This is a genomic window from Actinosynnema sp. NPDC091369 (genome assembly GCF_044757065.1).
In the GTDB taxonomy this organism is placed as follows: Bacteria; Actinomycetota; Actinomycetes; order Mycobacteriales; family Pseudonocardiaceae; genus Actinosynnema.
On the sequence record NZ_JBIVUG010000022.1, the window covers coordinates 51,955 to 59,917 of the forward strand.

Sequence of the window (7,963 nt, forward strand, 5' to 3'; positions counted from 1 at the left end):
TCTTGTGCTCGACCTTCGAGGATGGGAGACACCGTGGGCGAGAAGATCGACGTGGTCGTGGTCGGCGGAGGGTACGCCGGGGTGATGGCGGCCAACCGCCTGGGGAAGCGCGACGACGTGGCGGTGACCGTCGTCAACCCGCGCCCCGTCTTCGTCCCCCGGTTGCGCCTGCACCAGCTGGTGGGCGGGACGCACGACGCGGTCGTGGACTACCGGGACGTCCTGGCCGACGGCGTCCGGCTGGTGGTCGACAGCGTGACGCGGATCGACGCCGCCGGGCGCGCCGCGGTCCTCGCGGAGGGCGGCACCGTCGGCTACGACTACCTGATCTACGCGGTGGGCAGCGAGCCCGCGCGGCCGACCGTCCCCGGAGCGGCCGAGCACGCCTACCCGGTCGCCGCGCTGGAAGCGGCGCTGCGGCTGCGGTCGGTCCTCGCGGACACGCCGGCGGAGGCCCCGGTGACCGTGGTCGGGGGCGGGCCGACCGGCATCGAGACCGCCGCCGAGCTGGCCGAGCGGGGGCGCGCCGTCACGTTGGTCTGCGGCGGCGACCTCGGCCCCTACCTGCACCCCCGTGCCCGCCGCACCGCCCGCAAGTACCTGACCAGGCTGGGTGTCGAGGTCGTGGAGGGCACGGCGGTCACCTCGGTGACGCCGGACGCGGTGGAGCTCGGCGACGGGCGGGCGTTGTCGAGCCGGGTCACCGTCTGGACCGCGGGCTTCGGGGTGCCCGACCTGGCCGCCCGCAGCGGGTTGCACACCGACGCCGCTGGTCGGCTGCTCACCGACGAGACCCTGACCAGCGTCGACGACGACCGCATCGTGGCGGCCGGTGACTCGTCGGCGCCGTCCGGCGTGCCGTTCCGGATGAGCGCCTACGGCGCGGGTTGCCTCGGCGCGCACGCCGCCGACACCGTGCTGAACCGGATCGCCGGCGACCGGGCCGCCCCGGTCGACATGGCGTTCCCGGCCATGTGCCTCAGCTTCGGCCGGCGCACCGGGATCTTCCAGCTCGCCAGGAAGGACGACGTCGCGATCCCGCTCCACTTCACCGGCGCCGCGGGCCGGAAGCTCAAGGAGCTGGCGTGCGAGTCCAGCGTCAAGCACCTGGTGGCGGAGAAGGACAAGCCCGGCGCCCACCACTGGTTCAGGGACGGCAAGCACCGACCGCGACTGCTGGCGTCCCTCGACCGCACGGCCCAGGGCGTGCTCGCGGACGGCAACCGGGACGAAGTTGCTCCGAGCGGGTGAACGGGAGCAGGTGCGCGGTGGTCGGCTGAACCGGTGCGGTGCGGCCGGGAACTTTCCCGGGGTCGCTTCCGACTGAATCAAGCAAGGAAGGCGCACCGGCGCGTCCTCCTCGGTCGTGGAGGTGGTGGCGGGATGGTCTCCGCGGAGGTGGCGGTCGAGGGGGCTCGGCGTGGGGTGGGGCTGCGCGCGGACCTGAGGACGGCGGTGGTCGACGCGGCGGCCGCGCTGGTGATCACGGTGGCGGTCTTCGCGTGGTTGTACGCGCGGGTGCGGAACGGGACGTCGGCGACGGTCGCGGTGATGCCGTTCCTCGCCGACGCGAACAGCTACCTGATGTACTGGTTGTGCCAGGCGTTCGGCTGGACGGCGCTGCTGTGGGCGTGGTTGACCACGGTGCTCGGGCTCGTCCGCTCGGCCGCGCGACCCGGCTGGTCGCGCGTCTCCCCCGTGGCGGTCGAGCGGTGGCACCGGGCCACCAGCCTCACCACGATCGGGCTGATGTTCGCGCACGCGTTCTGGTTCTTCGCCGAACTGGTGCGGGTCAACGAGCACGGGCTGGGGTGGGCGGGCCGGCTCGGCAGCGCGTTCGTGGAGGTCTTCGTGCCCGGCGGGTACCCCTCCGGCACGGGCCGGGTCGCGGTGCTGCTCGGGTTGCTGGCGTTCTACCTGGCCATCCCGCTGGGGCTGGCCTACTACCTGCGCGCCCGCACCGGTGCACGCGTGTGGCGGGCCCTGCACCGGTTCGTGATCGCCGTGTACGTCCTCAGCGTCTGGCACACCCTGCTGTACGGCACGAACGTGTGGTTCGACGGTTGGCCCCGCACCGCGTTGTGGCTGTTGCAGCTGCCGGTCGCCGTGCTGCTGCTGGCGCGGTTGCTCGCGCCCGGTCGTCCCAGCGAACGGCTCGGCCGGGCCCGCGGCCACCTGGTGGTGGGTCGGCGGGTCGCGGCGATCGTCGTGGTGCTCGCCACCGTCGTCGTCCTGGTGGCGGTGGTGGTCAGCGGTCGTGACGGCGGCCGGACGCCCGGCGCCCACCACAGCGCCGGGCTGTCGGTGCAGCCCTGGATGGTGTGGACCGGGACGGCGGTCTTCGCGCTGGCCGCGGTGCTGGCGATCGGCCTGGCACGTCGGGCGGAGCGCGCCGATCGGTCCTCCTGACGCGATGGGAACGGATGAGCGGAGTGCCGTGCACTGGTACGAGGACGACGGGTTGTGGGTCGGCTTCGCGGACGTGATGTTCCCGTCCCGCCGGAGCGACGAGGCCGCCGAGCTGGTGGCGACGTCCCCGTTGCTGAGGGTGTCCCGGGGCACGCGCGTGCTGGATCTGGCGTGCGGCCCGGCGGTGCACGTCGTTCCCCTGGCGCGGCACGGGGCCGAGGTGACAGGCGTCGACCTGAGCGACGCCATGCTGGCCCGCGCGCGTGAAGCGTGCGACCGGGCGGGCGTGGGGGCGCGGTTGGTGCACGCCGACATGCGCGAGCACGTCGAGCCGGACGCCTACGACCTGATCATCAACATGTACACCTCGTTCGGGTACTTCACCGACCCCGAGGACAACCTGACGGTGCTGCGCAACGCGTTCACCAGCCTCAAGCCCGGCGGCCGGCTGCTGGTCGACCTGCTGGGCAAGGAGGTGCTGGCGAGCTGGGTCGGCCGGCCGCAGGCCGTCGACGTCGAGGGCGGCACCGTGTTCATGCGCGACACGATCCTGGACGACTGGACCAAGCTGCGCACCGACTGGACGTTGGTGCGTGACGGCGTTGCCCACCACGCCTCGATCGTGTCGTTCCTCTACAGCGCGGCCGAGCTGCGCGCGCTGTTCGAGACCGCGGGCTTCACCCACGTCGAGTGCTACGGCGACTTCGACGCCTCCCCGTACGACAACCGGGCACGCCGCCTGATCGTGCGCGGCACCCGGGCCGGCTGACGCGGTTCGCGCTCCTGGCTCAGGGGCGCGGGCGATGTAGGCGTCCTCGGAGAACGTGGTCGGGATGACCACCGCGGTCCCAGGGGCGAGCGCGCGGATCTCGGCCGCCGCCAGGCCGTCCAGGACCGGCATGCGGATGTCGAGGACCGCCACGTCCGGTCGGTGGGCGCGGGGCAGGGTTCGCCTGAGCCGATCATCCACTTCGGACGGTGACCGGGCTCGCGGTGCGACGGGCTTCGTGCCGGTCGGTGAGGGCCCACGTGGCGAGGGCGCAGAGCGCGAGCGCCGCGCCGAGGGTGGTGGAGGCCGTCCAGCCGGCGAGATCGGACAGGGCGGTGGTGGCGGCGGCGCCGAACGCCGAGCCGAGGGAGTAGAAGACCATGTAGCCGCCGATCACGCTGCTGGTGCGGTCCGGGTAGGTGGTGGTGAGGACGTGCTGGTTGCCGACGTGGACGGCTTGCACGGCGAAGTCGAGCACGACCACCCCCACCGCGAGCAGGAGCAGCGACCAGCCGAGCTGCCCGATCGCGAGCCAGGAGCCGAGCAGGAGGACGAGTGCGGCGCCGGTGACCCGGCCGCCGTGCCCGCGGTCGCCCCAGCGGCCGGATCGGGCGGCGCCCAGGGCGCCGGCCAGCCCGGCGATGCCGAACAGGCCGATCTGCGCTTCGCCCAGGTGCCACGGTTCGCCGGCCAACGGCAGCGCCATGCCGCTCCACAGCGTGCCGAAGGACGCGAAGAGGAAGAAGGCGATCAGGCCGCGACCCAGGAAGGCGGGCTGGGTGAACAGCCCGCCCAGTGACCGGACGACCTGCCCGTACCGCCGGTGTCCGGCGCGGACGTCCGCCGGGAGCGCGACGAGGGCGAGCACGCCGAGGACGGCGGCGAGCACCGCCAGGACGAGGTAGCCGCTGCGCCAGCCCCACAGGTTCGCCAGGCCGCCCGTGACGACGCGCGCGCCGAGGATGCCGACCACCACGCCGGAGGTGACGACGCCGAGGTTGCGCCCGCGTTTCCCGGGCGGCGAGATCGAGGCCGCGTAGGCGACCGTCGTCTGCACCACGACCCCGAACACGCCCGCGGCGGCGAGACCGGCGAACGCGACCAGGGCCACCGGCGCGAACGCCGTGACCGCGAGACCGACCGCCACCAGCCCGAGGTGCGCGGCGATCAGCCGCCGCCGGTCGAGCACGTCGCCCAGCGGCACCAGCAGCACCAGCCCGACGAGGTAGCCCAGCTGCCCGACCGCCACGAACCAGCCGACCGACTCGCGGGCCACGCCGAGGTCCTGGCCCATGCGTTCGAGCACCGGCTGACCGGCGTAGACGCCGGCGACGGCCACCCCGCACACGGCCGCTGCCAGCGATCTCGTCCCTCGACCCACCACGCCTCCCCAAATTGGTTGCAAAATGCAACTCTTCGGAGAGTAGGGCAGAATGGTTTCACTCTGCAACTCATCGAGAAGAGGCGTGGTGGCGGGCGACGACGTGGCGGGCCGAGATCCCGCGTGGACGGACCCGGGCTGCCCGGTCGCGCGGGCGCTGGACGTGATCGGGGACCGGTGGAGCCTGCTGATCGTGCGGGACGCGATGGACGGCGCGCGCTCGTTCACCGACTTCCAGCAGCGCACCGGCATCGCCCGCAACATCCTCGCCGACCGGCTTCGCAAGCTCACCGCTCAGCGACTGCTGGCGCAGGTCGAGGCGCCGTCGGGCAAGCGCCGGGTCTACGCGCTCACGAAAGCGGGCAAGGACCTGTTCCCGGTGGTCGTCACGCTGCGGCAATGGGGCGAGCGGCACGCGTTCGAGGAGGGCGAGACGCACTCGATCCTGGTCGACGACCAGGGCGTGACCGTCCCGCCGGTCCTGCCCGTGGCGGTGGACGGACGGCCGTTGACCAGCGACACGACTTCCGTGCGACGGCTCGCGTGACCGGTCAACCCCGTGCAGCGTCGTGTTCGGAGCTCGCAGTGACGGCGGGGCTCGCAGTGACGGCGGGGCTCGCAGTGACGGCGGGGCTCGCAGTGACGGCGGGGCTCGCAGTGACGGCGGGGCTCGCGAACCGCGGCGCCAGCTCGGCGTTCACCTCCACGTGGCGGAGCAGGAACGCCCGCTCGTCCAACCGCTTGCGCCGCATCCAGCCGGTCACCTCGGCGTTGCACTTGCTCGCGTTGCACGACGCGCACGCGGGCACGATGTTGCCGAGCGTGTACCGGCCCCCGCGCGACAACGCCTGCACGCAGTCCTTCTGGAGGGGAACACCACGGGCCCCGCAGTAGGCGCAGCCGCCCCAGGCCGCCTTCAGCGCCGCCCACTCCGCCGGGGACAGGTCGTTCTCGGCCCGTTCCATCCGGCGCACCCGCTTGCGCGCCGCACGCGCCCTCCTGCTGCCTCCGACGGCCATGCGCGCGACCTTAACGCCATCACCCTTCCGTGGCGGGCCGCGGGCGGTCAGTTCACGCAGAGGCAGAAGGGGTGGCCGGCGGGGTCGAGGAAGACCCGGAACGTCGTGCCGGGCTGGTGCGGGTGCTTGGTCGCGCCGAGGTCGAGCACCGCCGCCTCGGCCACGTCGCCGGTGGTCGTGCCGGCCACACCGTTCCACGACGACCTGCGCCTGCCCGCGCACCCGGGACGGTGGCTGCTGTTCACCTGGGCGCTGGTCCTGGGCGCGGCGCTGACCTTCAGCCTGGACGTCATCATCGGCTCGCTCGCGTTCTGGTGGCAGGACGTCACCGCCGTGGACCGCCGCCGGCACCTGGTCACGCTGTTCCTGTCGGGCGCGCTCGTCCCGCTCGCGGTCCTGCCCGCCGCCTGGGGGCCGTTCCTGTGGGCCCAGCCCTTCGGTTACGTCGTCGCGTTCCCGATCCGGACGCTGCTGGAACCGGACGTGACCGATCTCGGGGCCGGCGCGGCGGTGCAAGCGGCCTGGGTCGCGCTCGCGGTCGCCGGTGCCCGCGCCACCTGGGTCCGGGGCCTTCGCCGCTACCACGGGGCGGGCGCGTGAACCGGCGGACGGCGTGCGTCTGGGTCGGCCTGGTCCGCCTCGCCGTGCGACGGGACCTCCAGTTCCGCTCCCAGGTCTGGCTGCACCTCGTCGCGAGCTCGGGGGAACTCGCCATCGGCCTCCTCCCGGCGCTGGTCCTGGCCGGGTACGACCCGGCGACCTCGCGTGCGGCCGTGCTCACCGTCGGCGTCTTCGCCGTCACCACGGGTCTGATGGACTGCTTCGTCACGCCGGGGTTGCGCCGGTTCGACCACGCCGTCCGCCACGGCGACCTCGACCTCGCGCCCATCCGGCCGGTCCCGACCTTCTGGTACGCCGTGCTGCGCCGGGTCGAACCGACCGAGCTCGGCAAGTGCCTGACCGGAACCGCGATCCTCGTCGCCGCCACGCTGACCTACGACCTGGACGTCAGCCCGTACGCGGTCCTGGGCACGCTCGTGTGGGCGTTCGTCGGCATGGTCGCCTACTGCGCGTTCTGGGCCAACCTGGCCTTCCTCGCGTTCTGGCTCCGGTCCCTCGAACCGGTCAACGACCTGGCCGCCGCGTGGCGCGGTGCCGGCCAGTACCCGCGCCGGTCGTTCCCGCGCGCCTTCCAGGTCGCCCTGGTCTCGTTCGCCCCGGCCGCGCTCATCGGCTCGTACCCCGCCGAGCGACTGCTGGAGCCCGCCACCCTGGCCCTCGCGCCCGTCCTGCTGGTCGCGGCCTGCTCGCTCACCGCGTTCACCTGGCGACGCGGGCTCCTCCGGTACGACAGCGCGAGCAGCTAGTGCCGCATCTCGGAACGTTGACCCGGTAATCGGCTCGGTCTGCTGACGGTCCAGGCTGGTCCTCCCATGTCGAGCGGGGCGAGTGCGGTGCTGACGATCGCTCCGATGTGCGTCGTACATCTTCTGCGCGTCGACGAACTCGCAGCTCTTGGGCCCTGATTGCACACCATGGGGCTGTAACCTGCACAAATGATCAATCCGTTCGGGGTGAGTCTCGGCGCCAAGGCCGCACGCCTGCTGGCCCGGCTCGGATGCGCCGAGATCCGCCCAGGGTTGACGGAGCAGGAGTTGACCGGTATCGAAGCGCGGTTCGGGTTCGCGTTCGCCGACGACCACCGCGCTTTTCTCGCGGTGGGGCTGCCCACGGGAGGGGCATGGCCCGACTGGCGCCACGGCAACGCCGCACAGCTTCGTTCCTGGCTCGACAGACCGGTCGAGGACGTGATATTCGCGGTGGCGGAGGCGGACTTCTGGCATCCGAGCTGGGGCACGCGCCCGGCCCGGCAGACCGACGCCGTAGCCGGCGCGAGGGCGCACTTGGCGTCAGTGCCGCAGCTCGTTCCGGTCTACTCCCATCGCTACCTGCCCGCGGGCCAGGCGACATTCGCTCACCCGGTGTTGTCGATCCGCGGCGCCGACATCATCCCCTACGGGTACGACCTCATCGACTACGTGCACCAGGAGTTCGGCTGCCCGCAGGGCAGAGCCGACGAGGAGCGGCACGTCGTTGCCGCCACAGCAGCGTTCTGGTCGGATTTCCTGTCCTGGTCGAACCGGGAAGGGTAGGGGGACCACGCACCGCTCGGCACGGATGAGCCATGAGCACCGCGCCGACCGGGTCCGCCCCACGGTCGGGTTCTGCGGGATGCGAAGCCCTCGCAGAAACCTCCGTCAACGCGCCTCAGCCTGAGCTGAAAGACCCAGCTAGTGTCCTGCGCCAGGAATTCGATCAAGATATGAGGCGAGGCGGTCGAGGATCTCGTCCGCGTCCTTGGTCCAGACGAAGGGCCTGGGGTCC

The 7,963-nt window shown here is 72.5% G+C and carries 10 protein-coding genes; 7 read left to right on the plus strand and 3 right to left on the minus strand.

The genetic code is table 11. The features are described 5' to 3' along the window. Window positions 1–33 precede the first annotated feature (33 nt). From ACIQMJ_RS39405 to ACIQMJ_RS39415, 3 genes are all read left to right on the plus strand, one after another. The gene (locus ACIQMJ_RS39405; RefSeq protein ID WP_499766136.1) at window positions 34–1,251 is read left to right on the plus strand and encodes an NAD(P)/FAD-dependent oxidoreductase; all 1,218 of its coding nucleotides are present in this window, start codon (window positions 34–36) and stop codon (window positions 1,249–1,251) included. A gap of 132 nt (window positions 1,252–1,383) precedes the next feature. Beyond that, a complete protein-coding gene (locus tag ACIQMJ_RS39410; RefSeq protein WP_499766127.1) occupies window positions 1,384–2,409 on the plus strand; it encodes a ferric reductase-like transmembrane domain-containing protein in 1,026 nt (341 codons plus the stop codon). 28 nt (window positions 2,410–2,437) lie between these two features. After that, window positions 2,438–3,178: a class I SAM-dependent methyltransferase gene (locus ACIQMJ_RS39415; protein WP_499766128.1), complete on the plus strand. Its 741-nt coding sequence runs from the start codon at window positions 2,438–2,440 to the stop codon at window positions 3,176–3,178. 193 nt (window positions 3,179–3,371) lie between these two features. Here ACIQMJ_RS39415 and ACIQMJ_RS39420 read toward each other — a convergent pair whose 3' ends face one another. After that, on the minus strand, window positions 3,372–4,559 hold the full coding sequence (locus ACIQMJ_RS39420) for an MFS transporter (protein WP_499766129.1): 1,188 nt from the start codon (window positions 4,557–4,559) through the stop codon (window positions 3,372–3,374). Window positions 4,560–4,647: 88 nt separating this feature from the next. Here ACIQMJ_RS39420 and ACIQMJ_RS39425 point away from each other — a divergent pair, with 88 nt between their 5' ends. Then, on the plus strand, window positions 4,648–5,106 hold the full coding sequence (locus ACIQMJ_RS39425) for a winged helix-turn-helix transcriptional regulator (protein WP_499766130.1): 459 nt from the start codon (window positions 4,648–4,650) through the stop codon (window positions 5,104–5,106). A gap of 4 nt (window positions 5,107–5,110) precedes the next feature. On the opposite strand, the gene ACIQMJ_RS39430 is transcribed toward ACIQMJ_RS39425, so the two are convergent. Then, window positions 5,111–5,578, minus strand: a complete 468-nt coding sequence (locus ACIQMJ_RS39430) for an HNH endonuclease (RefSeq protein WP_499766131.1) — start codon at window positions 5,576–5,578, stop codon at window positions 5,111–5,113. 47 nt (window positions 5,579–5,625) lie between these two features. Beyond that, the gene (locus ACIQMJ_RS39435) at window positions 5,626–5,766 is read right to left on the minus strand and encodes a VOC family protein (RefSeq protein ID WP_499766132.1); all 141 of its coding nucleotides are present in this window, start codon (window positions 5,764–5,766) and stop codon (window positions 5,626–5,628) included. On the opposite strand from ACIQMJ_RS39435, the gene ACIQMJ_RS39440 reads away from it, so the two are divergent. The 3 genes from ACIQMJ_RS39440 to ACIQMJ_RS39450 all read left to right on the plus strand — a co-directional run bounded on the left by ACIQMJ_RS39440 (window position 5,756) and on the right by ACIQMJ_RS39450 (window position 7,731). Beyond that, the gene (locus ACIQMJ_RS39440) at window positions 5,756–6,178 is read left to right on the plus strand and encodes an ABC-2 family transporter protein (protein WP_499766133.1); all 423 of its coding nucleotides are present in this window, start codon (window positions 5,756–5,758) and stop codon (window positions 6,176–6,178) included. The genes ACIQMJ_RS39435 and ACIQMJ_RS39440 overlap by 11 nt on opposite strands. Then, complete coding sequence (locus tag ACIQMJ_RS39445; RefSeq protein ID WP_499766134.1) at window positions 6,175–6,945, plus strand: ABC transporter permease; 771 nt, start codon at window positions 6,175–6,177, stop codon at window positions 6,943–6,945. The genes ACIQMJ_RS39440 and ACIQMJ_RS39445 overlap by 4 nt, the downstream gene beginning before the upstream one ends. Window positions 6,946–7,134: 189 nt before the next feature. Then, complete coding sequence (locus ACIQMJ_RS39450) at window positions 7,135–7,731, plus strand: SMI1/KNR4 family protein (RefSeq protein ID WP_499766135.1); 597 nt, start codon at window positions 7,135–7,137, stop codon at window positions 7,729–7,731. The last annotated feature ends 232 nt before the right edge of the window (window positions 7,732–7,963 follow it).

Bases quoted from the DNA above. Each gene is read 5' to 3' on its own strand.
- ACIQMJ_RS39410 (WP_499766127.1), top strand. From the start codon at position 1,384: ATGGTCTCCGCGGAGGTGGCGGTCGAGGGGGCTCGGCGTGGGGTGGGG.
- ACIQMJ_RS39430 (WP_499766131.1), bottom strand. From the start codon at position 5,578: ATGGCCGTCGGAGGCAGCAGGAGGGCGCGTGCGGCGCGCAAGCGGGTG.
- ACIQMJ_RS39450 (WP_499766135.1), top strand. From the start codon at position 7,135: ATGATCAATCCGTTCGGGGTGAGTCTCGGCGCCAAGGCCGCACGCCTG.